This is a genomic window from Candidatus Nitrosopumilus sp. (assembly GCF_965263415.1).
Classification (GTDB): domain Archaea; phylum Thermoproteota; class Nitrososphaeria; order Nitrososphaerales; family Nitrosopumilaceae; genus Nitrosopumilus.
Map to the genome: position 1 here is coordinate 527,214 of NZ_OZ253671.1, position 22,808 is coordinate 550,021.

General features: G+C 33.4%; 28 protein-coding genes. 14 read left to right on the top strand and 14 right to left on the bottom strand.

Going from position 1 to position 22,808, the window contains the following annotated elements; all coding sequences use genetic code 11:
* Positions 1–8: 8 nt before the first annotated feature.
* Genes ACQY22_RS03720 through ACQY22_RS03745 form a run of 6 tightly spaced genes read right to left on the bottom strand, consistent with a single transcriptional unit; the run spans position 9 to position 4,776 of the window.
* Positions 9–851 carry a methyltransferase domain-containing protein gene (locus tag ACQY22_RS03720; RefSeq protein WP_428325193.1) on the bottom strand — a complete coding sequence of 281 codons (843 nt, stop codon included), beginning with the start codon at positions 849–851 and terminating at the stop codon, positions 9–11.
* A complete protein-coding gene (locus ACQY22_RS03725) occupies positions 848–1,027 on the bottom strand; it encodes a hypothetical protein (RefSeq protein ID WP_428325194.1) in 180 nt (59 codons plus the stop codon). Before ACQY22_RS03725 ends, ACQY22_RS03720 begins: the two co-directional genes overlap by 4 nt.
* Positions 1,024–2,268 (bottom strand): bifunctional phosphopantothenoylcysteine decarboxylase/phosphopantothenate--cysteine ligase CoaBC, encoded by a 1,245-nt coding sequence (coaBC, locus tag ACQY22_RS03730; protein ID WP_428325195.1) that lies wholly within the window; start codon positions 2,266–2,268, stop codon positions 1,024–1,026. Before coaBC ends, ACQY22_RS03725 begins: the two co-directional genes overlap by 4 nt.
* Complete coding sequence (panB, locus tag ACQY22_RS03735; protein ID WP_428325196.1) at positions 2,258–3,097, bottom strand: 3-methyl-2-oxobutanoate hydroxymethyltransferase; 840 nt, start codon at positions 3,095–3,097, stop codon at positions 2,258–2,260. Before panB ends, coaBC begins: the two co-directional genes overlap by 11 nt.
* A complete protein-coding gene (locus ACQY22_RS03740; RefSeq protein ID WP_428325197.1) occupies positions 3,090–3,854 on the bottom strand; it encodes a 4-phosphopantoate--beta-alanine ligase in 765 nt (254 codons plus the stop codon). Before ACQY22_RS03740 ends, panB begins: the two co-directional genes overlap by 8 nt.
* A gap of 10 nt (positions 3,855–3,864) precedes the next feature.
* Entirely contained in the window at positions 3,865–4,776 is a 912-nt protein-coding gene (locus ACQY22_RS03745) for a pantoate kinase (protein WP_428325198.1), read from the bottom strand.
* Positions 4,777–4,841: 65 nt separating this feature from the next.
* Here ACQY22_RS03745 and ACQY22_RS03750 point away from each other — a divergent pair, with 65 nt between their 5' ends.
* Complete coding sequence (locus ACQY22_RS03750; protein WP_428325199.1) at positions 4,842–5,822, top strand: PhoU domain-containing protein; 981 nt, start codon at positions 4,842–4,844, stop codon at positions 5,820–5,822.
* Here the strand turns inward: ACQY22_RS03750 and ACQY22_RS03755 are convergent, their stop codons facing one another.
* The gene (locus tag ACQY22_RS03755) at positions 5,823–6,338 is read right to left on the bottom strand and encodes an NUDIX hydrolase (RefSeq protein ID WP_428325200.1); all 516 of its coding nucleotides are present in this window, start codon (positions 6,336–6,338) and stop codon (positions 5,823–5,825) included.
* Positions 6,339–6,362: 24 nt separating this feature from the next.
* A complete protein-coding gene (locus tag ACQY22_RS03760) occupies positions 6,363–7,265 on the bottom strand; it encodes a winged helix-turn-helix transcriptional regulator (RefSeq protein ID WP_428325201.1) in 903 nt (300 codons plus the stop codon).
* Between the two features lie 146 nt (positions 7,266–7,411).
* On the opposite strand from ACQY22_RS03760, the gene ACQY22_RS03765 reads away from it, so the two are divergent.
* The 7 genes from ACQY22_RS03765 to ACQY22_RS03795 all read left to right on the top strand — a co-directional run bounded on the left by ACQY22_RS03765 (position 7,412) and on the right by ACQY22_RS03795 (position 13,193).
* A complete protein-coding gene (locus ACQY22_RS03765; protein ID WP_428325516.1) occupies positions 7,412–8,569 on the top strand; it encodes an ABC transporter permease in 1,158 nt (385 codons plus the stop codon).
* A gap of 19 nt (positions 8,570–8,588) precedes the next feature.
* A complete protein-coding gene (locus tag ACQY22_RS03770; RefSeq protein ID WP_428325202.1) occupies positions 8,589–9,266 on the top strand; it encodes an ABC transporter ATP-binding protein in 678 nt (225 codons plus the stop codon).
* Positions 9,266–10,561, top strand: a complete 1,296-nt coding sequence (locus tag ACQY22_RS03775; RefSeq protein WP_428325203.1) for a COG1361 S-layer family protein — start codon at positions 9,266–9,268, stop codon at positions 10,559–10,561. The genes ACQY22_RS03770 and ACQY22_RS03775 overlap by 1 nt, the downstream gene beginning before the upstream one ends.
* A 49-nt stretch (positions 10,562–10,610) precedes the next feature.
* The gene (locus ACQY22_RS03780) at positions 10,611–10,952 is read left to right on the top strand and encodes a hypothetical protein (RefSeq protein WP_428325204.1); all 342 of its coding nucleotides are present in this window, start codon (positions 10,611–10,613) and stop codon (positions 10,950–10,952) included.
* Between the two features lie 65 nt (positions 10,953–11,017).
* On the top strand, positions 11,018–11,206 hold the full coding sequence (locus tag ACQY22_RS03785) for a hypothetical protein (protein WP_428325205.1): 189 nt from the start codon (positions 11,018–11,020) through the stop codon (positions 11,204–11,206).
* A 55-nt stretch (positions 11,207–11,261) separates the two neighbouring features.
* Positions 11,262–11,645, top strand: coding sequence for a hypothetical protein (locus ACQY22_RS03790; protein ID WP_428325206.1), 384 nt, complete (start codon positions 11,262–11,264; stop codon positions 11,643–11,645).
* A gap of 3 nt (positions 11,646–11,648) precedes the next feature.
* On the top strand, positions 11,649–13,193 hold the full coding sequence (locus ACQY22_RS03795) for an ABC1 kinase family protein (RefSeq protein ID WP_428325207.1): 1,545 nt from the start codon (positions 11,649–11,651) through the stop codon (positions 13,191–13,193).
* 2 nt (positions 13,194–13,195) lie between these two features.
* Here the strand turns inward: ACQY22_RS03795 and hsp14 are convergent, their stop codons facing one another.
* Complete coding sequence (gene hsp14, locus ACQY22_RS03800; RefSeq protein WP_428325208.1) at positions 13,196–13,576, bottom strand: archaeal heat shock protein Hsp14; 381 nt, start codon at positions 13,574–13,576, stop codon at positions 13,196–13,198.
* A 287-nt stretch (positions 13,577–13,863) separates the two neighbouring features.
* On the opposite strand from hsp14, the gene tmk reads away from it, so the two are divergent.
* The 3 genes from tmk to pyrH are packed head-to-tail and all read left to right on the top strand — an operon-like array spanning position 13,864 to position 16,357.
* Complete coding sequence (tmk, locus tag ACQY22_RS03805; RefSeq protein ID WP_428325209.1) at positions 13,864–14,445, top strand: dTMP kinase; 582 nt, start codon at positions 13,864–13,866, stop codon at positions 14,443–14,445.
* On the top strand, positions 14,442–15,677 hold the full coding sequence (locus ACQY22_RS03810) for an HD domain-containing protein (protein ID WP_428325210.1): 1,236 nt from the start codon (positions 14,442–14,444) through the stop codon (positions 15,675–15,677). The genes tmk and ACQY22_RS03810 overlap by 4 nt, the downstream gene beginning before the upstream one ends.
* A complete protein-coding gene (gene pyrH / locus ACQY22_RS03815) occupies positions 15,674–16,357 on the top strand; it encodes a UMP kinase (protein WP_428325211.1) in 684 nt (227 codons plus the stop codon). Before ACQY22_RS03810 ends, pyrH begins: the two co-directional genes overlap by 4 nt.
* A 2-nt stretch (positions 16,358–16,359) precedes the next feature.
* On the opposite strand, the gene ACQY22_RS03820 is transcribed toward pyrH, so the two are convergent.
* The gene (locus tag ACQY22_RS03820) at positions 16,360–16,710 is read right to left on the bottom strand and encodes a hypothetical protein (protein ID WP_428325212.1); all 351 of its coding nucleotides are present in this window, start codon (positions 16,708–16,710) and stop codon (positions 16,360–16,362) included.
* Between the two features lie 71 nt (positions 16,711–16,781).
* Here ACQY22_RS03820 and ACQY22_RS03825 point away from each other — a divergent pair, with 71 nt between their 5' ends.
* Positions 16,782–17,333, top strand: a complete 552-nt coding sequence (locus ACQY22_RS03825; protein ID WP_428325213.1) for a hypothetical protein — start codon at positions 16,782–16,784, stop codon at positions 17,331–17,333.
* 244 nt (positions 17,334–17,577) lie between these two features.
* On the opposite strand, the gene ACQY22_RS03830 is transcribed toward ACQY22_RS03825, so the two are convergent.
* From ACQY22_RS03830 to ACQY22_RS03845, 4 genes are read right to left on the bottom strand one after another with little or no spacing between them, the layout of a single operon-like run.
* Positions 17,578–18,225, bottom strand: a complete 648-nt coding sequence (locus ACQY22_RS03830; RefSeq protein ID WP_428325214.1) for a Dna2/Cas4 domain-containing protein — start codon at positions 18,223–18,225, stop codon at positions 17,578–17,580.
* Between the two features lie 33 nt (positions 18,226–18,258).
* Complete coding sequence (locus ACQY22_RS03835) at positions 18,259–18,495, bottom strand: hypothetical protein (RefSeq protein WP_428325215.1); 237 nt, start codon at positions 18,493–18,495, stop codon at positions 18,259–18,261.
* A gap of 8 nt (positions 18,496–18,503) precedes the next feature.
* Entirely contained in the window at positions 18,504–19,538 is a 1,035-nt protein-coding gene (locus tag ACQY22_RS03840) for a V0D/AC39 family V-type ATPase subunit (protein WP_428325216.1), read from the bottom strand.
* A gap of 59 nt (positions 19,539–19,597) precedes the next feature.
* Positions 19,598–20,263: a hypothetical protein gene (locus ACQY22_RS03845; RefSeq protein WP_428325217.1), complete on the bottom strand. Its 666-nt coding sequence runs from the start codon at positions 20,261–20,263 to the stop codon at positions 19,598–19,600.
* 128 nt (positions 20,264–20,391) lie between these two features.
* Between ACQY22_RS03845 and ACQY22_RS03850 the strand changes: the two genes are divergently transcribed.
* Together ACQY22_RS03850 and ACQY22_RS03855 are read left to right on the top strand one after the other, a co-directional pair.
* Entirely contained in the window at positions 20,392–21,957 is a 1,566-nt protein-coding gene (locus tag ACQY22_RS03850; protein WP_428325218.1) for an ammonium transporter, read from the top strand.
* Between the two features lie 73 nt (positions 21,958–22,030).
* Entirely contained in the window at positions 22,031–22,807 is a 777-nt protein-coding gene (locus ACQY22_RS03855) for a sulfurtransferase (RefSeq protein WP_428325219.1), read from the top strand.
* Position 22,808 lies beyond the last annotated feature (1 nt).

Consider the following 22,808-nt stretch of genomic DNA (forward strand, 5'->3'; position numbering starts at 1 on the left):
CTCTTTTCCTAGTGTTTTGCTGTTAAAATTAAAACTTCCCAAGGAAATTGAATTATTCCATTCTTTTTTGTGTAGGGTTTTGTGTTCTCTTTTACCATTTCTTTGAGCTCTTTTCTCTGAGATCTCTCAAGCGAATCTAGTTTTTCTTTGATTGGTTTTGCTACATATCTAAGATAATTGCCCCAGTATTGCTCAAAAGTACCTGGGCTGTATGGGAAATTGTAATCCTTTACTGTGATTTTTCTAAAACCTGATTTTTTTATCTCATCTCTGAGTGCTTTTTTAGTTCCAAATCTATCAAAATCGGGAGTTCCAGGCGGAACGTAATTTGGGATAAACTGAGTTACAGCATTAAAAATACTATCAAAATATGGGACTCTATCTGGATGTCCATGCACAGATATTCCTAATTTACCTGATTCTTTGAGGCTATTTTTCATATTTTTTAGTGCTTTTTGAGCATTTGGAAAAAAAAACAATGCATACTGACATGTTATAATGTCAAATTTTTCTTTAAATGAGAAATTTTCAGCATCAGCATTTACAAATAATAAATTTGGAGATTTTTTGTTCCATTTTTTTGCAACTTTGATTGCAGTAGTTGCTGTATCTGCACCTACTACAAATCCTGATTTTCCCACCTTTTGATTTAATAATTTCGTAACAACACCTGTTCCACTTGCAACATCAAGTATGTGATCTCCTTTTTTGACATCAATTAACTCAACTAATTTTTTTGTGCTCTGAAATGGTCCTTTTTTTGCAGTTGCCCATCTTTTATGATATCTTGGTGCAACTTCATTCCAGACTGACATGTTCCGTTTTTTATAATCAAATGGTTTGACTTTCAATTTTCTTTAAACTCTTTTAGATCTGATTTTAATGTTCTTCCTGTCTCATGAACATACCTGTGTTCTATTTCTTTTAGTTTTTCAGCTAACTTGAAACTATCTGCATATTTCTTTGATTGTTTGTTTTTAATTTCTTTATATTGTGATACCAGTTTTTTTAATTCAGAATTTTTCATTTTATTTTCTTTTCAATTGCGTTTCTAATTATTTTTACAATCTTTTCTTTTTTCTTCCAGCCTGATGTTATAGTGTTTTTTTCATCAACAATTATGATTTGATTGTTGTTTGTATTCTTTTGATATTTTGTTCCAATATCATTTGCAATAATTAAATCTGAATTAGATTCTTTTAGTTTTGTTTTAGCTGATTTGATTAGGGCAGATTTTGATAGATTGGTTTCTGCTTTGAATCCAACTAGTATGGCATTTTTTTGAGATTTTTTTACCTGATCAATGATTTTTGGTGCTTTTTTGAGCCTAATTGTGAGTGATTTTTTGTTACTCTTTATCTTGAATTTTGATGGCTTTTCAGGAGTGTAATCTGATGCAGCTGCTGCCATGATTACAATATCATATTTTTTCTTTAGTTCTTTTTTTGTTGCATCAAACATCTCTTTGTTTGTTGTAACATTGATTATTCTGGCACCTTTTGGTGATTCTTCATTTCCTGGACCATAAATTAAAGTGACTTTGGCACCAGCTGAAATTAATTCTGAAGCTAGTAACACCCCTGTTTTTCCTGAACTGAGATTTGTAATTACTCTAACTGGATCGATGTATTCTATTGTAGGTCCTGCAGTCATTAACACTTTTTTGTTTTGTAATGTAGATGAGAAACCAAATTTCTTTAGTACAAAATCTAAAACATCTTCAGGTTCTGGCGCTTTAGCTTTTCCTTCAATCATTTGTGGAGAAAGAAATTGAATTTTGTTTTTTAGAAATCCAATATTTTTTTTAACAGCTGAATTGTCATACATTGATTCATGCATTGCCAAGCACATCAAAATTGGAATTTTAGAGCCAAATCCTACCGTTAGAACTGTTGAAATTGGAGTATCATCAATACCATTTGCAAGTTTTCCTAATGTATTTGCAGTAGCTGGATACACAATTACTAGATCTGATTGATTATAGTCAGCTATTTTTATGTGCTCTAGTTTACCTGTAAGTTTTGTAATTACGTCATTTCCTGTAGCCCATTTGAAATAATCAGGCTGAATTAGTTTTGTTGCTGCTCCACTTGCTACACATGTTACATCTGCACCATGTCTCATAAGCAATCTAGCAAGCTCTATTGCTTTGTATGCTGCAACACTTCCAGCTACACATAACACAATTTTTTTCCCTGTTAACTCTATTCCGTGTGACGAAACAATGTCTAATGATGGATGATCATTTACTTTATTTTTAGCTGCCAATTTGTTCACGTAATTTTTTTAATTCTTCAGGATCCATTGAAAACCAATTTTCTTCTGCAGGAAATGTACTTGATTCTACATCATTTTTGTAATCTTCAAGGGATTTTACAATATCTTCAGATAGATTCATGTATCTTTTTGCAAATTTTGGCTTTATCTTATCGTACATTCCAAGTAAATCCTGAACCACTAGTACTTGCCCATCGCAATTTACTCCTGAACCAATGCCAATTGTAGGAACACTTACCGTCTCAGAAATTATCTGTGCAACTTCGTGACTTACCATTTCTAATGCAATACTGAACACTCCAGCTTCTTCGAGTTCTTTTGCATCTTGAATTAGTTTCATTGCTGAATCTTTTGTTCTTCCTTGTACTTTGTAACCTTGTGAGAGCATTGTTGTTTGTGGTTGTAATCCAATATGTCCCATTACAGGAATTCCTACATCCACAATTGCACTAATTGTTTCAGCCATAATTGAACCTCCTTCTAGTTTTACAGCATCAGCTCCTGCTTTGATTAATCTACCTGAATTGTTAATTGCATCCTCTATACTTGCTTGATATGACATGAATGGTAAATCTGCAACAAGTAATGCATTGTTTCGTGCTCTGCTAACTGCTTCAGTAAACATACACATTTGATCCATTGTTACTGGAATTGTATTTTCATAACCAAGCATCACCATTCCTGCACTATCTCCAACTAACAAGACATCAATGCCTGTCTTATCACACAGTGATGCTAAGGTGTAATCATAACCTGTAATTACTGAAATTTTCTTCTTTTCTTTTTTCATGTTTGTAATGTCTTGTACTGATTTATGCAACTCTTGCCCTCCTTGTTAGATTATTTTTGATTTGAATTACATTTTCTGTTAAATTTTGCATGTTATCAAAATCTGAAATTATTTTTTGACGACTCTTTTCATTTTTCTTTGCTAATTTTTTAGACTCAGAAATCAGTAATTCAATTGCTCGTGTTACATTATCTACAATTGTAATATTAGCAGTCTGTGAAGTTCGCGAAAGTGGATTTAGATCAAACGTAATGACTGTTTTTCCTGCATTCCTTAGTGCCATAGTTCTATCACCGTCTTCTAGAGGAACAACTACTACATCAGCTGCAAAAATTCCATCTTTATCTACTATTCTTCGTGCTGAATCAATTCCTGGTAATTTTGTAGAATTTGCTAAATTTGCTCCTAGGATTTCTTTTGCTCCATTTTTTTTGAGAGTTTTAATGATAGCTTGCTTTCTCTTTTCATTTGTGTAGAATAGATTTACCTCAAGTTTTGCCTTGACTTGTTTGGATAATCTGATAATCTCCTTTGGACACAAGGCTGCAACATTTCCATTAACTGAGATAACTGGTCTTTGAGCCTGAAGTAACTGTGCAGCTGCTGTCTTTATGGCTCGTTTTGCAGTCTGATTTGTTTTTTCTCCAAGTAAATAATCAAATGCTTCTCCTCGTCCTTGAGCCAAAAGTCCCTCTTTTGCCACCAATCCTTTATCAAATCCAGTTACTAATTTTTCACGAATTAAAAGTGACTTTGCCCTTGGATGTGACTTTGGAATTAATGTCATCTGACTTCAATTAATTATTTAGAACTCGTGCTCCAATATTGTCTAATTCTGAATTTATTATTACTCCATCAGAATATTTTTGTAAAATTTCTAAAACCTTATCTTCATCCTCTTTTGGAATCATTGTGAAAATTGTTTCCCCAAACAATGCAATACCACATTTTATGTTATTTTGAGCAAGTTCATTTACTATTTTTTGCATTCTTGGTGTCATTACATCTACATATTTTGCAAATTCTAATGACATGTCTTGAAAGTGTTGATAATCTTTTGATTCTAGTAATCTGTTAACCATTTTTCCACCAAGTCCATTGATTTGAGAAAGTCTTTCTTTGATGAATTTGTTTGTTGAAATTGGAGAAAAACAAATCATAATAATTGAAATTTTTTCTGTAGAAATTTTTTCAACTGTTCCAATTCCTGGTGCTCCTGGCTTTACACGAATTTCAAATCCTCCATGAAATGATGCTAAAACATCACCTAATCCAGTTTTACAATTAACTTCTGCATTATGTGCAATTTGTCCAATTGTATTTTTATCTAATTTTGTATTAAGTGCTTGATCTAATGCAAATGATAGTGATAGTGCAACAGCACTACTAGAACCTAAACCATATCCAACTGGAATTGAAATTTCATGTTCAATGTCAAAGAACTTGTCTTCAAAATCTCCAATCTTTAGAAATTCATTTAACACAAATTCCGAAACATCTGTTTTATCAGATTGGTATCCTTTTGTTGTAATTTTGAAATTTGAATCATGATTGTTTTTTTTATCAATTATTACTCTAGTTGTGACACCTTGTTTAATTGAAAATCCTGCTCCCATTGAGCCTAGATTTTTAAAATTTTCTTGATTATTCTCCAAGTAAGCCTTGAAGAAACCTGTTACATGTGCAGGACAAAACGCCGTTCCCTCCATTGATCTGAGTTTAAATTTTACACAAAATATAAGAATATGGCTTAAATTAATTAAATTAGTATAAATTGACTAAATTTGTTAGACGCCTACAAAGAATTGGAAGTAGTATTCTAGTTTCCTTGCCAAAAGAATGGGTTGATGCCAACAAGCTAGACAAAAGCAGTCAGGTTGAACTTGAAACTGGTCAAGACAGTATTTCAATTTCTGCAAATAGAGAAACTCGTCCAACAAAAGAACTTGTAATCTCATATCCATTGCCAAAAGAAGAAAATATTGTCGCTGACATCACAGGTGCTTATCTTTTAGGATATGATATAATTGAGATTACTTCTGATTCTATAATCCCGGGTGAAGATAGGGAAAAAATCCGTAATTCAATGAGACGACTTGTTGGGATGGAGATAATTGAAGAAGATGCATCTCACATTAACATGCAGTTTCTATTAGATTCCACCACACTTAATCCTGAAAAAATACTCAAACGTATGAGTTCTATTGCAATTGGAATGTATGATGATGCATCAAATGGATTAATTGCAGATGATAAATCAAATCTGCAAACATTATCAAAACGTGATGTAGAAGTAAATAGACAATACTTCTTACTTGTAAGATTAATTCGTAGTACATTAGTTGATAAAAGATTAGCAAATGCATTTAATTTAGAAAATATTGATGTACTTGATTATAGGGTTGCAGCAAATCTTCTTGAGAATGCTGGAGATTCTATTGTAGAGCTATCTGATTTTATCTATAATTCTTCTCTGTCAAAAGAACAATACAAAAAAATTCATGATATTGTAAAAGATTTCAATAAATTAGCAGAAAAATCAATTGATGCTTTTACAAAACCTGATAGACTTTTAGCAATTGAAGCAATATCTTTACACAAAAAATTTGAAGATCAACTTGGTAAACTTAGAACTTCATTAGGTAATAAAAAAGAAATTCCAATAGATTTTCTTGATATGGTGTTTATGTTCGAACGAATTGCCCAATCATGGGCTGATGTTGCAGATCTCGTCCAACCAATCTATAATGAATAATCAATACAGTTTCTTTTTTGCAGCATATGTCAAAACTGCGCATATGGTCTTTGAATCTTGAATTTTTCCAGATTTTATCATACTGAGAAGTTTTTTTATATCTACTTTCACTACTGATAAAATTTCATCATCATCAAGTTTCAAATCTGCAATTTTCTTTAATCCTGAGGCTACAAAGCAGTGAATTATCTCTGAATTATAGCCAATTGATGGGTAATACGTGATTAATGGAGTCATTTTCTTTGCTCTATACCCTGTCTCTTCTTCTAATTCTCTAAATGCACATTTGATAGGCTGCTCTCTTTTTTCTAACGTTCCTGCTGGAATCTCTAGAACATAACCATGTGGAAATCTATGCTGCTTTACCAAAATCACTTTTTTGTCTTCATCAAAAGCAAGCATAGCAGCAGCTCCTCTATGCTCTATTACTTCTCGTTTTACTTTTCTTCCTTCAATTTTTCCATCATAAACACTAAGACCTAAAATTTTTCCTTCGTAAATTTTCTTTTTTTTCATGTGATTTCATGAAATTATTATTATTTAATTTGTTTGATACGTAAGATGTAATTTTGGTGATTTCTTTGATTCTTCAATTGATTTTTTTACCCAATTTGTATAAAATGAGATTTTTTTAGGAATGAATAAATCTGCTGATTTCACATTTTTACTTGTTCTAACCTTTTGTGTTAGTTCATCCATTTTGAATATGCTATCACTGTACAAAAATAATACAATTTGATTTTTTGCAATAAAAGGAATTTGTAAATAAGATTCTGAAAATGTATTATTCAAGTTTTCTAATGTCTTTTTTAAATCTCCATCAATCCATGTAAGTACTGCATGAGGAATATAATCTTCAATTTTTGTTGGGTCATAAACTAAAGTAAATTGAAAACCCTCATTATCATGTAATTTTTCAATACATCTTGTTACTGTCTTAGTTGATAGATTTGTTTTCTTTGCAGTTTTTTCAATCTTCTGTCTTGGTTCTTTAATTAGCTCTTCTAAAATTTCTAAATCTGTTTTTGTCAAATTAGAATTGAATATTGAATTTTCAGCTTCAAAAATTGACAAGACTCTGAGATCTTTCATTAATTTTTTTGCAAGATCTATCTTTTGCTCTAAATTTTCTTTAATAGCAATACCACATACTGTTACTCCCCCAACACATGGAACTACAATGTATGGTTCACCTACTAGACTTACTTGCTCTAAAATTTCTTGAATATTTTCTCCTGATACTACAAAATACAAAACACCATGACCTAAAGTTGGCGGTTCAATTTTGACGATAAATTTCTCAATAACACCACTTTTTTGCATTTTTTTTATTCTGACTCGAACTGCTCCTCCTGAAAGTCCCAGTTCTTTCCCAATCTGTCTGTCTGATTCCCTGCAATTATTGAGCAATCTACTCAAAATTTTCATATCTAAATTGTCCATTTTGTCATCTCCAATACTATTCTACAATTCATAGATAACTAATATCATATAAAATTGTCTAGATTGTTACCACCAGGCATCATATACATTAAATATCAGACTATTCCACTGATATCGTGGAATATCGGTTAAGATTAGCAAAAAGAATGTTGTTCAACAAAAAAGGGAGTTTGATTGGAGCAGTTTTAGCTGTTACAATTGGAATTTTAGTAATTCATGTAAATTTTGTAATTTTCCAAGGATTGTTTGATGCAATTGTTAGAGATATTAGCGATTACAGAAATGGCGACATTCTTGTTACTGATGAAGCAGACTATATCGATAAATCTGATTTATCAGTTGTAAGTTGGTTTGAAAGAATTCCGTATGTGGAAGCGGCTACACCGCGGCTTTCATCAACTGCCGAAATGAATATGACAAAAAATGGAAAATTAATTGAAGAAACACGAGTCCCTCTAGTTGGAATTGATCCTTTTAGAGATATTAGAGCATCAACTGTTCATGAAACTGTTTCAGAAGGAAGTTATGTTTTTTCAAGAAACTCTATTGTATTAGGTTCTAATGTTGCACGAGATCTTGGAGGAGCACAAGTTGGTGACAGTGTCAAAGTACTAGTGGTTGATAGATGGGGACAAGATGACATAAGAAGATTTACTGTTTCAGGAATTGCAAAGTCACCTGGTGGACAAGGATTTGATTATACAGCAGTTATTCATATTGATACTTTACGTGACATGATGAATAGACAAGGTGATACAGGATCTTTTATGGTAAAACTAAATGATCCTACAAAAGCATTTGAAGTAAAAGAATTTTTCTTACGTTCATTTCCAAATGATGATTTTAAAGCTGAAACAATAGAAGAATCAGCTGAGGAACAACTAGCTGGTTTTAGATCTGGTATTGCAATGATTAACATGATTGGTTATTTTGGAATGATGTCTTCAGCTTTTGCTATTGTAACAATTCAGATGATGTTAGTAAATGGAAAAACTCGCGAAATTGGTGTAATGAGATCCATTGGTGCTAAAAGAAAGGACATTCTAATTATTTTCATTTTCCAAGGAATGATCATAGGTGCAATTGGTGCTGGTGTAGGCACGGCTGCAGGCTTGGGATATACATTCTATGCAAAGGAAACTAAAATGTCATTTAACAATAGTTTGCCACTTGAAGTTACTTACAATTGGGAGAAGATTATCCAAACTGCTTTGACTTCGTTTATTTTAGCAATTATTGCGTCACTCTATCCGTCGTATCGGGCAACAAAACTATTACCAGTGGAGGCGATGAGAACTGTCTAAGGTATTAGAGATTAATAATTTGACCAAAATCTACGGAGAGGGTGAGAATAAAGTAAAAGCTCTTGATAATGCATCTCTTTCTGTTGAACAAGGTCAAATAGTTTTAATTGTTGGAAGTTCTGGTTCAGGAAAATCTACATTACTTAACATGATTGGTTTACTTGATCGTCCTACAAATGGAAAGATCTTCATTGATGGAGTTGATACCACCACCCTTAATGATGATAAAATTTCTTCATTTAGAAATAAAAAACTAGGGTTCATTTTCCAATTTTCAAATTTACTTACTGATCTAACAGTTCTAGAAAATGTTTTGTTGCCACGTCAAATTGGAGGAACAAATAACACTGCTGAAAAAGATGCAAGAGATCTACTAAAAGCAGTTGGATTAGAAGACCAAATGAATAAGCGTGCAAATAAAATTTCAGGTGGACAAGCTCAAAGAGCAGCTATTGCAAGAGGACTAATCAACAAACCATCAATTGTTTTGGCAGATGAACCAACAGGAAACCTTGACTCTGTTACATCTGAAACCATAGTCCAATTGATGAAATCTATGGCCAAAAAACTCAATCAAACATTTGTTATCGTAACACATGATCGTCAACACTTTGGTGATGTAGACAAAGTAATCACAATTAAAGATGGTAAAGCCTTTGAAGGAGACATGCCATCTGAAATGGAGGTTTTAGCATAATGAATCAAAAACTATTCTTTTTGTTATTTTCATTCCTGTTAGTGCCATTTTTAATAGGAAATTCCTATGCCCAGATTACATCTGGTGGATTTGGAGACTCTCCATTTGAGAGAGACTTTGGAGATGTCAAATTCTTAGATGCATACTTTGGTACCCTCAATGAGAAAATAGAAGTTGAATCTGGTGACAGTAATGTTCCATTTACTGTAGTATTTGCAAATGTTGGAACTCAAGACATTACTGGAATTAAAGGACAACTATCATTGCCTCTTGGATTTTCAGCTTCTGATGGACCAGGCTCAATAATTAAAGCTGATAGTGATTCAAACTCTTTGGCAGGAGAAAATTTTCATTTGACATTCTTTGTAAATCTCGATAAAAATGTCAGTATTCAACAATATCCTGGAACAGTAAAAGTTGATTATTCTAGATTAAGAGAATCTGGTGTACGAACTGCATTTGAAGACTTTCAGTTTAAGGTGACTGGTGATAGCGTGATAAATGTAAGAGCATTAGAAACATTTCTCACTTCTCTTAGAACAAACAATGTGATAATTGAAATTGCAAATGATGGAACAGCTCCAATTTCAAGTGTTGACATTGTTGCATCTAACACACAAACAGAACTTGCGTCTACTACAACGTCTACCACTAATGTGGAAAATGTTGTAATCTTAGAATCTAATTGGGATGTTGGAAATATTGAACCAAAATCTACTAGACATCTTACTGCAACAGTCTATGTTCCAGAGGGATTAAAAGACGACACTCTTAGAATTCCATTGAGCATATCATACTATAATGCACATGGTGATCAACATATAATTTCAAAAATTGTTGATTTTTACATTAAAGGATTGATAGAACTTACAATATTCAATGTTGATGTCATTGAGTTATCTGGAACACAGATGGTGATAGGAGAAATCATCAATGAAGGAAATGAAGATGGTTTGTTTGGATTTGTAAGTATTGAGCCTCGTGGTGATTCAAACATTAAACCAAATACTCAATTTATTGATGAAATTGAAATAGATGCGCCGGTACCATTTAACATTCCAATTGAATTTGATGGTGAACCTGAATATGGAGAGCATGACATTACAATTACTGTAAGATACAAAGATGGAGTTAGAGATGAGCTCTTTGTTATTGAAGACACTACTATTTTTGTAAATGAACCTACAACTGATGATGAATCTGGTCTTGATTCTTCAATGATTATCATTCCAGTAATAATTGTCATTGCAGCAGGAATTTTCATAATGCGTAGGCGTAAAAAAACTGAATCTTAGGTAAGTGATTAATTTTTAAATTATTTTGGAGAATTAAAATCAATTAGAAATGAGACTAAGTATTGTTATTATCATTGCAGCATTAGTGATAGGAGGAATCGTTACTATCTCTGGTTTTATGACCAATCAAAAAATTAGTGATATTCCTGAATTTTCAGAAATTTCTAATCAATATGTAAAATTAGAGAAATACAAAAATGAATTAGAAAAAATCAACCAGTATAATCAACAAGTTTTAACAGATTTGGAAAATCAAATAAAAAATTCTGATAATGAACAATTAGAACAAATCAATGAAGAAATTGAAGTTGTAAAACGTGTAATTAATGATAACAAGGAAGAACTTGAACAGGTAATTCAAAGATTATCTCAAATGGAATCCGATCCTTGATCTAAATCAATTCAAACTTTTGCATTTTTTCTAAATTCATATAGTAATTACCAAAATCATAATTATTGGAACTTCACAGAAAATTAACAATAATTGGTTCTATTTTGTTAGTTGCTACATTTATGATAAATAATTATCATGAGGAAGTTCACCCTGGGATTGGATTCAATTATGCATATGTAACTGGAATTGGAATGCTCATAGCATTTGGAATTAGCTTTGTAATATTTACAAAAGACAGGCTCAAAAATTAATTGAGTATTTTGTTTTTTACACTAAAAATATAAGCAATTAGTCGATCTTGCGATCATGCCATTTGATGAGATTGAAGTTCCAAAAGAATTACGTGAATTCATGATTGATGGTGCTGAAGAAACTGTTCTTGGACAAAAAAATGGCGCACTAAAACAATATCGTTATGGTAATTTACACATTAGAGAGTATGATGATAAATTTCTAGTCCATACAGATAAAATTGATCCAAGAAAAGATCCCATTGGTCATCTTGTTTATGATGCACCAGAAGTTTTGGTTGGTTTAGCTTGTGCAATTTTTGGTGGAAGTAAAATTGCAAAATCTGTTTTTAATACTAATTCAAAAAAACTTTCTTTAACATCTGGATTGATATCATCGGTTCTTTCTGGGTACATTGGATATGTTGCATCAAAAAAGATCAAAGATTATTTGGAGTAAGTCATGTCTGCTGGAAGAACAATCTATGTACTGATCAAACTTTTGCCATCTATCTTAGCTCTACGTAAAGATAGAAAAAAATGGACACAACAAGAAAAAAACACAATTGATTCTGAACAATTTAGAAAAAATGCAAGAAAAGCCCTTGATACTTTTGTCTCTTTGGGGCCTGTGTACATTAAACTAGGACAATGGTTGTCATCTAGAGCAGATATTCTACCTCAACCCTATCTTGAAGAATTATCAAAACTACAAGATAGTGTTCCGTCTGCACCATTTGAACAAGTAAAACCAATTATTGAAAAAGATCTTGGACCAATTAACGAAAAATTTGATGATATTGATACAAACTCTATCTCTGGTGCATCTTTAGGACAAGTCTATCGTGGTTCTATTTCTGGACAACAAATTGTCATTAAAGTAAAAAGACCTGGTATTGAACAAGTTGTACGAGAAGATCTAAAAGTTTTAAAAAAAATCCTGCCACTTGCTTTGAGATTTGTTGATCCTAATCTTAGATATTCAGCAAAAGCAATGCTTTCTCAATTTATTGAAACCATCCGAGAAGAGATGGATTACACAAACGAATCTGAAAATCTCAAAAAAATCAAACAAGATATGGAAAACAACGACAAAGTTATTGTTCCTTCAGTTTATGATGATTATTCTTCAAAAAATGTCCTAACTATGGAATATTTACCGGGAATTAAGGTTACAAATGTACAGGCACTTGATGAGAAAGGCGTTGATAGAGAACAACTGGTAATTGATGTTCATAAGGTCTTTTTTACCATGCTTCTCAAACATTCTCTTTTCCATGCAGATCCACATCCAGGGAATATTTCAGTAACTGATGATGGAAAATTAATTCTCTATGATTATGGTATGGTGGGAAGAATAAACAATGAAACACGATACAAACTCATACGGTTATACCTTGCACTAGTTGAAAAAAATCCTCCTAGGGTAGTTAATGCAATGGCAGAACTAGGAATGCTTACTCCTGGATATAACAGACAAGTTATCGAAAAAGGAATTGAACTATCGATTCGTGCGATGCATGGAAACAAACCTGATGATATGGAAGTTCAAAGCTTGATGGAGCTTGCAAATCAAACAATGAGCAAATTCCCATTTGTTTTACCAAAAAATTTGGCTTTGTACATGAGAATGGCATCAATAATTGAAGGAATCTACAAAACACATGATGTTGATTTCAAATTTGTCAAAGTTCTAAGAAATATTCTACAAGAAGAAAATATGATTCCAAAAGCATACGTTGAAGAATTAAAGATATCCTTTGACAAGTTTGCAAAATCAATTGATTCTGCATTACGATTAGGGCCTGAAATGGAAAAATTTATGGATGAAGCTAAATTCTCTATGCAAAAAAGAAAACCAATGGTATTTCTTGGTGGAAGTATTTTTGCATCTGCAATTTTTATTGGTTCAGTATTGTTATATCAAACATATGAAGTTTTTGGCATTTCCGGAATGATTACTTCTGGTCTACTAATGATCGGTTCTGCAATTTTTAGAAAGCACTAGTCTTATTCTATTGAGATATCTTTTCCTTTCTTAGTTACAGGAATTATTAATGTTAAAACACCATCTTCGTATTTTGCTGAATCAATCTTTTCTTCACCTTCTTTGACATCAATTGGGAGTCTAATTTTTTTATCAATGATGTTTGGTCTTTGTTTTGAAATCAATGATTCGGATTCTTTCTCATCTACTTCCTTGCATGCTTGGATTGATAGAATGTCTCCACATAGAGTAAGTTTGATGTCTTTTTTTGAGAATCCTGGAATGTCAATAACCACTTTGAGGCTATCAGAATTAAGATACATGTCAATTGGCGGTAAAACAAATTCGTAAAATTCTCGTGATTTGTTTCCAATTTCTTTTATCACTTCTTTTACTAGTCCCATTTCGTGTTATGTGGTAAATTTTTGGTTATAAACCTTGAGAGAAATTTTGATTTAAACAAAAAAGTTTAGGGTTATTTTGAGCCTTCTAAGATTCCAGAATCTCCATGAATTCTGTCAATGTGCTTTGAAAGATCATCTTTACTCTCAAAAATTGATTCACAATAAGCACATGAATATTCTTCAGCCATATTTTGAATTAGTTTTAGAAGATAATAAACAATTCGTAAATTCTAATGAATTTGCTTTGATAGATTTTTAATCAATTAACTTCTCTGTTTTGATAACTTATGATAATTGTAATTGAAGGTGGAGATCAAGCAGGAAAACTGACACAGTCAACTATGCTAGAAAAAGCACTCAAAAAAAGAAAAATCAAAACTAAATTGTTTCACTTTCCAGATTACAAAACCCCTATTGGAAAAGAGATTAGAAAGTATCTTGATGGAAAAAGGAAATTTCCTCCACAAGTAATTCATTGTTTGTTGTCTGCAAATAGATGGGAAAAACTAGAACAGATCAAAAATGCTCAAGAAAAAAACTCTGTTCTTATAATGAATAGATATTATCATTCAAATCTTGTATATGGTCTGGCAAATGGGATAAAAGAAAAATGGCTTGAAAATCTAGATGTAGGACTTCCCAAAGCAGACCTTGTAATCTTACTTGATGTAACTCAAAAAGAATCCTTTAACAGACAAAAAACCAACCGAGACAAATTTGAGAAAAATGAAGAATTTTTGAAAAAAATTTCTAGAATCTACAAAACCACTGCAAAGAAAAAACGTTGGAAAATAATTGATGCTACAAAATCTAAACAAGAAGTTCATGAAGAAATCATGAAAACATTTTCAAAGAAAATAGGATTATGAAAAAAAATTATCTAGATATTATTGATCCTATTCATGATTTTATTCGAGTTTATGACCATGAACTACCCATAATTGATAATCCTATTTTTCAGAGATTAAGGAGAATTAGACAATTATCAGGAGCCCATTTGACATACCCTGCAGCACAACATACGAGATTTGAACACTCTCTTGGAGTCATGCACATTGCTAGTCAGGCAGGACATGCACTAAATGAAAAAGGATTTTTTAAATCTGATGATATTGAAATTCTCAGATTAGCAGGTCTCTTACATGATATTGGTCATGGACCATTTTCTCATCTGTTTGAAGAAATAATTCAAGAAAAAAAAATTTCTCATGAAGATTTTGGTAAAGAGATTATTCTAAAATCTGAAATTGGTGATATTTTAACAAAAAATGGTTTTGATAAAAAACTTGTAACAAAAATTGCCTTTGGTGATTCAAAATTTCAATACATGAATGAAATTGTTTCAGGTGCTCTTAGTGCAGATATGATGGACTATTTACTTAGAGATGGTTATTTTACAGGAGCAGAACATGCAAAAATTGATCATAAAAGAATAACACAATCCCTTGATGTCCATCAAAAGAAACTTGCGTTAGAACGTTCAGCATTGTATTCATTTGAATCTATGATGCATTCAAGATATCAAATGTTCAAAGCAGTATATTTTCACAAAACAGTAAGAGCAGCAGAAGTGATGTTACTTGAAGCATTAAGATCTTCAGATGATGAATTTGGATTCTCTACTTTTAATCTAGATGAATTTGTTCATCTAACAGATGAACATGTTCTCTCTAGTCTAATATCCTCAAAAACTCCTAAATTAAAACGAGCAAGAAAATTTGCACAAGATTATCAAAATAGAAAATTGCTAAAATGTGTATTTGAGAGCATTTTGACAAGTAGAAAAAATCTAAAGAAAATAAAAACAAATGAACTCAGGTCTGCTATATCCAAAAAATCTAAAGTTGATGAAAATGAGATTTTTGTTGATAGTTCTGTTACCCCTTCTATTCCACTTGCACCATCAAAAAATGAGTCAAAATCGATAATTCTAATTACAAATGAGGGTGGAAAATCTTCTGCAAAAGAGATGCCTATTTCTGAAATACCCGTAGTATCGGCAATTTCTGGCTTTATGAATATCCTAAGAATCTATACTCATCAAAAGAATAGAAAAAAAGTTGAAATTGCCGCAAAATCCATCATTGGTGACCTAGAGTGAAAAAAAGAATTGTAATCAAACTATCTGGCAGAGTTTTTGCCATGGACAATGTTAAACTTCTCAAAGACTGGGCAGAATTTCTAGTAAAGATCAGTAAGGTTTGTCAGCCAATAATTATTGCTGGAGGTGGAAACATTGCTAGACATTACATCAATCATGCAAGATCTTCAGGAGCTGATGAGTCAACCCTTGATGAATTAGGAATTGAAATTTCTAGATTAAATGCAAAACTATTGATTTATGCTCTAAAAAACAGAGCATATTCTCATCCTCCAACTACTCTGCAAGAAGTTAGACATGCAGTAGATGATGGATTAATTGTGGTTGCTGGGGGACTTCATCCTGGTCAAAGCACCAATGGAACTGCTGCATTGATTGCAGAAAAAGTTAAAGCTGAACAATTTCTCAATGCTACTGATGTTGATGGAGTTTATGATATGGATCCCAACAAATTCAAAAAAGCAAAAAAATTCAAACGTATTGAATTGAAAAATCTCAAAAACATGTTAGTTCATGAGGATTCTGTAGCAGGAGGATATGATCTAATGGATATAGTTGCACTAAAAATTATTGAGCGCTCAAAAATTAAAACAAGAATTCTTAAAGCCAGTCCAAAAATTATTGAAAAAGCCATTAAAGGTGGTAATTTTGGAACTGAGATAATTATTCCAAAAAAATAACTTTAGGATTCATTTTGAATTGTGGGTCTAGTTTCAGTCCATATTAGGATCTCTTTTCCAGGATATTCTTCAACTCCTGAATCTCTGAGTTTTTTGTAAATTGAGAGAGCTTCCTCTTTTTCAAGCGCTTTTGATTGAGCCTTGGTATACCCATCATTATCTACAATTATGGCTACATGCCCTTCTTCTGAATTAACAACTGCTGTAAAATCTTCATCTCCTACTGGTTGGAATTTTCCATCTACTTTCTTTGTAGTCAAAGTCAACATTCCAAATCCTGCTGCCTCAAACATCTTCATTTGAGATTTTCCTGCTCTTTGTTTACCTTGTTGTACTGCTTGAAAATATTGCATAATTTTTCTCCCTCCCCAATGGTATAATAACTATCTCAACATTTAAGAAATCAAAGGAGTTTGCAAGAATTATGAATCCTAGAATTTTTGTTGGAGTTGCAGTTGCTGCACTTGCTGCAATATTAGGTGGAATTTTGATTATGGGACCTTCCATTGATATAGAATCTCCACAAACGTCTGGTGATTCAGATATTCCTCAAATTAGACCTCTTGAAATTGAGTTAGAAGAAATTGTTGTTTCAAAAATATCTGAACGTTCTGCAACAATTGATGTTGCATTTGAAATTACAAATCCTAATGATCGTTCTATGATTGTTACAACTATGGATTACCAATTGTATGAAACAGGATATTCTCAATCTGAACAACTTGGCGGCGGACAAATTGGACATAGAGCTGAAGGAATGGTGGAATTTGGTTCCAATTACTACACTCTACTTGGTGGAAACTCTATCATACTACGAGATGAGATTGTGTTAAGAAATTCTGGTAACACTCCTGAATTATGGTCTGCTTTTGAATCAGATACAAACACTTGGAAAGTTTCAGGTGTCGTGTTTTACAATTTAAGTTCCATGACAAGTGGTCAGGAAAACGAACTATTCTTTGAATTTACTCAATAGTATCATAAAATTATAAAATTATGATAATTTGTTTTTAGAGACAAAATATTGGCAAAGTTATAAAAGCAATTTCATTGGGATTTTATCAAATGGCAGAAGCAGGAATGGCCGCTTTCGGCGCAGCAGCAGGAGTCGCAATTGCACTAGCAGTAGTGTGTTTCGCTCTTCGTGGTAAAGGACATCCAGAACCACTAGATTAAACAAAAAGGAAATTATTCCTTTACAATATTTTTCATTTATCTAACTAGTCTTGTTTGCCAAGTCCTAGCATTTCGGCAAGAGACGTCTGTTTGGTATTCTTTCTCTTTGTGAAACATCTCTCGTAATATTGGCATTCGGTACATTCAGCAGATGGTTCTAAGATTGGTGTTTTTTCTTCTTTGAGAAGATTGTTTAGAACCCTTACCCTGCGTATGGTATCTTCAAACATCTTTTTGTTACGTGTTAGTGAAAATGTTGATTCTTTTCTATCTCCTGTGATGTATACTACCATCCCGTCTTCTTTGTCATATATCCACATGCATGCATTAAGATACAAAACATCACTTGCATGAGGATTTTCTAATTCATCAGTAGCTGATCTGAATAAGAGAATTGCATCATCTACAATCATATCTGCTTGTCCGCGAAGCTTTAATTCGTTAATCTCAAAATCTTTTGGATTACTACCATATTCCAATTTTCTTAATAATCCTGAAAGAAGTTCATTGAATCCTCTTCTTTCAATTTCTAGAGGTTCCACTCTATCATAGTATGAGCGTCTCATACATCTAACGACTTCTTGAAGATGGATAGTTTCAAAGTCCTTAGAGTCTATGTCAATTTCTAATTCATTTCCAATTGATTTTATGGCGTTTTGAATAGTAGTTCGAAAATCTCTATCTCCCATCATGGTATTTCACTTAGATAATTGGATCCTTATAGGTTAACTCATTATGTTGGTCAAAAATTTTGAGATTTTGCCTGCAAATGCTAACGTTACAAAATGTACTCCAAAACCTACTATTGCCCCTATGACTAATTCACCTACCCAAAAATAAAATCCCAAAAACAATGCCAAAGGTGGCAATGAAAATATCATGGCCATAAATGCACTAACCCAAATAGTATTGATTACTGTCTCTGTGGTGATCTCATTTTTCTTCTTTGGAAATTTTATCATTTTCAGATCTATTCTTCTTCAAGAATCAATTTTGACATGGTTGTTTCTGTAGGGATTTTTTGTTCTACGGCATATGCAATTGCAGCCAAATTCCTTACCTCAAATCCTGTTAGTTTTGTGATTCCGATAATTGTTGCAAAACTAAACATTTTGGTAAATGCTCTAGCAGATGAATGGTAAATGCTCATCTCAAATGCTCTTTCAAATTCAGCAACTGCATCTAACTCATTTTCATTTTGTGGAATCATGTCTTTGTATTTGGTTGTGGCAAGCTCATTTAGTGCATCTCTGACTGTACCTGTTGCCATCATTCTTCCGAGAAGCTCTCTTGGAACAGTTGGAGTTTGAGTCACAATCAAGTCTTGGATTTGTGATTCTTCTAATCCCCAGAATTTTCCTCTAATTACGCTGAGAAGATTGTAAAAGTCAACATCCATTCCAACAATCTTGATGACATCTCTGTCTCTTGTATTCTTTAAAGCACGTCCTAACTGTTGGTACAAAATTTTATCAAAATATATATCAAAGACCTGTATGTTTTTTGTTTCATTGTAAAGTGTTGCAGCCTTTGCAATCTCATCTCCAAATTGAACTGAATTTAGACTTGCGACTGCTTCTTCAAGATCTTTTGCAACAAGGGATTTGATGATAACATCACGTTGTTTAACTAATTCTTCAGCACGAAGATTGATGTGATTTTCAATCTCTTCTTGTGGTTTTCCTAAGACTTTTCCTTTGAGTATTAATTTTAGATTTGAGATAATGAATTTCATATAATATGCATCAAGAATATCAGAGTCACCTGCAGTCTTTGCAATGGAATAATGAACGTCAGCTAATTGTCCTCTAAAGGCTGATTCGATTCCCTGGGAAGTATATGGTTTTTGAACATCATTTACTGAATCGCCATAAACTGTATTTTTGATTCTGGTCATAAATTCATCAAGATCTCTTGATTCTGCCAAAGTCTGAAAATCAGCTCTTGTGAGTAATTTTCCTCTTTGGCTGTATGACTTTACTGATGCGTAGACGTTTTTGCCCATTTGAAAATCGTTTATGAGTAACGGATTTTAATGTTTGGCGATCTAAACAGGAACAAATCCTAAGTGATTCTATCTAGAAATTTAATGGCATCCTCTTTTTCCTGCTTTGAGAGTTCTACAAAAGCTACCAGAATCTCTTTCTGAATTGCCAATGACTCATCTGAAATATCCTTTAATTTTGTAAGGTCAAATGGGAGCAATTCCTTGATCTTATTATCACAAAATGCCTTGACATATTTCTGAAAAATAGAATATGCAAATTTTGGACTCTTCTCTAATAGACTGGCTAGTATTTTCTCAAATTCTTTTTCTTCAGATTCTGAATCTGAAAAAAACTCTCTTAGCAAATTCTTTCTATTCTTGACATCATTAATTGAAAGGGCAATCAAAACTCCTTTTTTTGTAAGGTGATAGTATGGAATTCCCTTTTCTTGAAGAGCTTTAGGGCCTCTCTGAAGTGGTAATCTCCCATCTTCTTCTGCAATTCCCATAGGAAGAAGTATCTCATCTAGATCTCTAAAAATTCCTGAATAGATATTCTTCCAGGCAATTCCTTGTTTCTTTGCCATTTTTTGTGATAATCCTGTTCTAGTTCTTTCAGCAGGATTAGCATCACTTGCAAGAATTCCAATGATTGCTCTTTGTCGTTGTGCTTCTCCTGTAAGCTCTTCTCCCTTAGTCTTGAAGGTATCAAAAATTGCTAATTTAGTATCTGACTTACCCATTTGCGATCATCTTAACATAATTTCCATATTTTATGTTACTATCAGAATATACTAAAATATAATAATTTACTTTTCTAGACATTCTTGAGTCTCCAACCCTTAAATAAAATCCAATTTCGATAAATTCAATGAATTCTAGGAACTACAAGTATGCTCTATTACTTGTAGCCGCAGTATCCATCACAGCAACAGGTGCAATGTCACAGGCATATGCACAAAGTGTTGAAGATGGTATGGACGGATATGTAAAAGGAACCAGTGGAATTTACACTGGTAACCCTCACGAATGTTGGTTTGATGATGGCGAAGGTGGCATGCTACCTTGTATGATCGATACCGGTGATACAGCATGGATGCTTACCGCAACATCACTCGTTCTCTTCATGTCTCCAGGTGTCGCATTCTTCTATGGCGGTTTAGCCAGATCAAAGAATGTCGTCAATGTTCTTGGTATGACTCTCATTGTTATGGGTCTCATGTCAGTACAATGGATTCTATGGGGATACTCACTAGCATTTGCTCCAAACGCAGATGAAGGCGCAAACATGTTCATGGGAAGTCTAGATTATGCTGGATTTAACATGGTTTCAGCCTGGGCACCAATTGGTGAACTAGGTCCATGTCATGATACGTGGTCAGCTGCCTATCAGATGAATGAATTTAAGGAAGGCGAATATTGTAGTCTATCTTGGCCAGGAACTGTTCCTCACCAAATGTTTGCAATGTTCCAAGGAACCTTTGCAATTATCACACCAATTCTTATCATTGGTGGATTAATTGACAGAATTAAATTCAGTGCGTTAGTCATATTCGTACTCTTATGGGGTACCTTCGTTTACGATCCAATTGCACACTGGGTCTGGGGAGGCGGTTTCATAGGAGGAGGTGGATTAGACCTCGATCCAGACTTATCGCCAACGTTTGCATTAGACTTTGCTGGTGGTACTGTAGTACACATTTCTTCAGGATTTGCAGCATTGGCTGGAGCCTTAGTCCTTGGTCGCAGACTAGGATATGGCAAAGTGCCAATGGAGCCACACAACATCCCAATGGTAGTACTTGGTGCAAGTATTCTCTGGTTCGGATGGTTCGGCTTTAACGCAGGTAGTGAAGTAATGGTAGACGGCATTACCGTCAGCGCATGGACTGTTACAAATACCGCAACTGGTATGGCCGCAGTTACTTGGGTCTTGATGTCATGGGCACATACAGGAAAACCAAGTATTGTTGGTGCAGCATCAGGTGCAGTAGCAGGATTAGTAACAATTACTCCAGCTTCAGGTTGGGTAGGTCCAATGGCTGCAATTATCATGGGAATTGCCGCTGGTACAGTTTGTTATGCATGTGTATCATTCAAGAATGCAAGAAAGTGGGATGACGCATTAGATGTATGGGGAATACATGGAATGGGTGGTCTTACCGGTGCAATTTTGACTGGTACATTAGCAAGTCCACATGTATGGGATACCGGAGACGGTATTGGTGCATGGACTGGCACTGCAGAAGGAATGGAACAGCAAGCAATCAGCATCATCGGTGCTGCAGTATCAATTGCATATGCATTTGGTATAACCATTGTAATCCTAAAGGTAATGGACGCAGTATGGCCAGGCGGAATCAGAGTCACTCCTAAAGAAGAGGAGATTGGTCTCGATTTGGCTCAGCACGGCGAAAGAGCATACGTCAACGAATAGGAAAAACCCTTTTCTTTTCTTCTTTTTATTATTCAATCCAAATCAATTTAGATTTGATCATTTTATCCAAATCATGATAATTTCAACTGATGAACTAAATTCTATACTAAACGATCCTAATCTCATTATAGCTGATACTCGTTCTTTCAAAGAATATTCTGAAGGCCATATTCCTGGAGCAGTTCATTTGGATTTGTTTGCATTTCATTGGATTGATACTACAAAACAAGGAATTGAGAATTTCAATAATCAGTCAAAATCCCTACTGTCTTTTCTTGGAGTAACTCCTGAAAAAAAAGTCATCTTTTATGATTCAGTTTCTGGAATGCTTGCAGCAAGAGGAGTATGGATGCTGATGTATTTTTCTCATCAAGATGTCCTGATGCTTGATGGAGGAATCACAAAATGGCAAAAAGAAAATCTTGCAGTTGAAACAAAACCAAACGGATTCAAACCATCTGATTTTTCAGGCAAAATCAATTCTGCGATAATTTCAGGATTTGAGCATATTCGAGATAATCTTGAAAATATGAAAATTCTTGATGCTCGCTCGTCTGGAGAGTATGATGGTAGTACAATTCGTGCTGCTCAATCAGGTCATATTCCAAATGCCGTCAATATTGACTGGAGTCAGAACCTCAAAGAAGATGGGACTTTCAAAAATGATGAGGAATTATCAAAAATGTATGATTTCCCAAAAGAGACTGAGATTGTGACATATTGCCAGGGCGCCTATAGGGCAGCCAACTCTTTTTTGGTTCTAAAAAAACTTGGATTCTCAAATGTTAAGGTCTATCTGGGCTCTTGGGGTGAATGGGGCAATCGACTAGATCTTCCTGTAAAAAAATAAT